General features: G+C 27.9%; 2 protein-coding genes. One reads left to right on the top strand and one right to left on the bottom strand.

Going from position 1 to position 3,099, the window contains the following annotated elements:
* The first annotated feature begins 22 nt into the window (after positions 1-22).
* Positions 23-643 carry a sugar transferase gene (locus AST99_RS13865; RefSeq protein WP_057782656.1) on the top strand — a complete coding sequence of 207 codons (621 nt, stop codon included), beginning with the start codon at positions 23-25 and terminating at the stop codon, positions 641-643.
* A gap of 59 nt (positions 644-702) precedes the next feature.
* Here the strand turns inward: AST99_RS13865 and AST99_RS13860 are convergent, their stop codons facing one another.
* Positions 703-2,793: an HAD family hydrolase gene (locus tag AST99_RS13860; protein WP_057782654.1), complete on the bottom strand. Its 2,091-nt coding sequence runs from the start codon at positions 2,791-2,793 to the stop codon at positions 703-705.
* Between the last annotated feature and the right edge of the window lie 306 nt (positions 2,794-3,099).

Genomic DNA, 3,099 nt, shown 5'->3' with positions numbered 1-3,099 from the left:
AAACCAAGTTTAAAAAACCAATATGTATAAAACTGTATTTAAAAGAGTAATCGATTTTTCAGCATCATTGATAGGTTTTATTCTTTTGTTTCCAATTTTTTTAATTGTAACTCTAATCTTATTAATTACTAATAACGGGCAGCCTTTCTTTTTTCAAAGTAGACCAGGAAAAGATGAAAAGGTGTTTAGAATTATGAAGTTTAAATCGATGTCTGATAAAACAGATGAAAACGGAACACTTTTACCAGATGCTGAACGTGTTACTAAACTCGGAACCTTTATTAGAAAATTTTCATTAGATGAAATTCCTCAGCTTTTAAATGTTATTAAAGGAGACATGAGTTTAATTGGTCCAAGACCATTACTTGTAAGATACTTACCTTATTACACCAAAGAAGAACAAATAAGACACTCCGTTAGACCCGGAATTACAGGGTTAGCTCAAGTTTCTGGTAGAAACTCTATTGGTTGGGACGATAAACTAGCTAAAGATATAGAGTACGTTCAAAATTTAAGTTTTAAAACGGACTTACAAATTTTATTTAAAACAGTTGAAAAAGTAGTTAAAGGGTCGGATATAAACTTAAGTCCAGATGAATTAGATTTTAACGTCTATAGAGCAGCTAAAAAAGAAAATTCTTAAATAGCAAAAATTGAAAAAGGTATTAAAACACTTTCTCAATTTTTGCTATAATAATGGCATTAGTGCCTGAAATTAAAATACGTATACTTTAAATAAAACCGTTTTATTAAAAACGTTTTACGCACCCAAATATTAAACTTCATATACCAATAAATAATGTATGAAGGAAATAATGCCAATAAAATAAATTTCTGTTTTGTAAATAGATATGGTTTAAGTCTAAGTAAATACCTAAACAGTTTCTCTGGTGTTAAGATAAAAGCCTTTACACTAACTAAAATATCTTTCTTACTCCGGTCTGTATCTATAGTTAATCCCTTAGAAAAATCGCCTACATTTGAATAAAATCCTTCAGAAATTTTAATCATCTCAGAGATATTCTTTTTGGACGCAAAAATTCCTATGCGTAGGGCATAATTAGTCATTTGGTCTTGTACAATTTCATTAGAATAACAAATTTCATCTAACTGTTTAATTATGATCTGAAACTCTTCAAACATAAAATCTTGAATTTTTGAGATATAATCGTCGTAAATTCTTTTTTCATCTTCTTGATGGAACTCTTTTGAAAACGTAGGCAAACTTAAATCGTAAGACACCGTACTGCCATGAGGTGCAGAAAGTAATTGCTCATTTAATTCTATATTCCCTCTAAGAATATGATCTGAATAACTAGCAAAGGGATAAACCGAGTAGTTTAAACCAAATCGTTTCGTATTTTCAGTAATAGTATACACTTCCCTTACGCCCAAATAGTAACCAAAAACCTTTACAGATCCATTAAAATAATCATACAGTTTTTCTTGCATGGTTCCTCCCCAACCTATGTCGGCAAGATGTAAACCATCTTCAACAAAATTTACATTAAAGGATTTTAAATACGTATCAAAATAAGTATTCTGTTCTAAACGTTTCTTATCATAATGTTTTACAAACAATTCACTTTCCTTTAATGATTTAAACACATCTGAATCTAAAAAATCGGGAATACTATTAAATTGAACATCTTCTAAATGTAAACTTGTAATAATTTCATTTGTTACCTGATCTTCAAAATCGAAATTATTTAAAAATCCCTTTGGAGATAATTTTGGATATTTGTTTCTTAAAAAAGAAAATTCTTCCTTATCTATACTCTTTAAAGACACCAACATACTTGCTTGTCTGGAGGTTTTTAAATAGTGAGAGTTAATTAAATCTTCCTTTTCTAAAGCAAAATAGTTCTGATAAAAATCAAATAACCTTTTTAAGTACAAGCCTTCTCGAGATAAAAAGAATATATTCTTAATACCTTCTTGTTTTAATTTAAAATATAAGCGTTCCGTATAATTATAGTAAAATAAAATATAATCACTGTTTCCAGGAGCTTGCTTGGTGTTACAACGTTTGTAAACTCCATTAATTATATGTTTATAATCATAGCTATCCGATCCGTAAGAATATTTTAACTTGGTTTTAGAGACATCTTTATTCGGAATATATAATGTTTTTATATTTCGTTTTTCTGCATTAGCAATGTCGTGTTTAAAATTATCACCAATCATAGTCACCTTTGTAGGCTCTAAATCTAAAATATCTAAAAGATAAGTATACAAGTTTCCATTATGTTTACTCTTTTTACATTCTGAAGACACAAAAACATCATCAAATAAATTTAAAATATTATGATGTTTAAGTATAGAAACTAGTACGTTTTTGGAAGTGTAAAAATCAGACACACAATATATTTTATGTCCATTTTTCTTAAGTGCTGCTAATTGAGCTATAGTATTATTATTTAAGAATTGTACTTTTATTTCGACATCAATATCTGCCTTTTCAAAATAATTACTAAACTTAGAAAAAGATACACCATCAAGTATATTAGAACAGACCAATCTATTATAAATCTCTTTAATAATAATCTCATAAGGTATTTCGACATGTAAAACCTTATATTTTTCGCTTAAAAAGAGTTCAACTTCTTTACGTATAAAATATAACCCATCAATATCTATACCTATTCCTAATTCCCTAATCATTGTTTTAGCCCAAAGGCGCATTACATAATTAGGATGTACGGTTCTGTGTACTAAGGTATCAAACATATCGCAAAAAATTACAGATTCATGATCTATACTGTTTGCAAAAGCACCACTTGTCTTTTTCATTTCAATATAAGTTTATTGGCTAGGGAGGTCTGATTACAAATTGATTGAGAGCAACTACGCTTAAGCTATAATTAGGTAGTTTGAACGTTCTCAAAAATTAATTATATATAACTAATTGAATATGAAAGTAATTTTTTTTTGTATTCGATGAATCCTTTTTCGATAAGTATCAAATAAAAACTATAAAGAGTAATGTGATGTAGAATATTAGATAGAAATATAAACTAAAATAAGGAAATAATTGAAATCGAAGTTTGTTACATCAAGTTATATGAAACATAGAATACCTTGAACTAATGTATTGAG

Origin of the sequence: Formosa algae (assembly GCF_001439665.1) — a bacterium.
GTDB classification, from domain to species: domain Bacteria; phylum Bacteroidota; class Bacteroidia; order Flavobacteriales; family Flavobacteriaceae; genus Formosa; species Formosa algae.
This window is presented reverse-complemented; position numbering and strand designations above follow the sequence as displayed.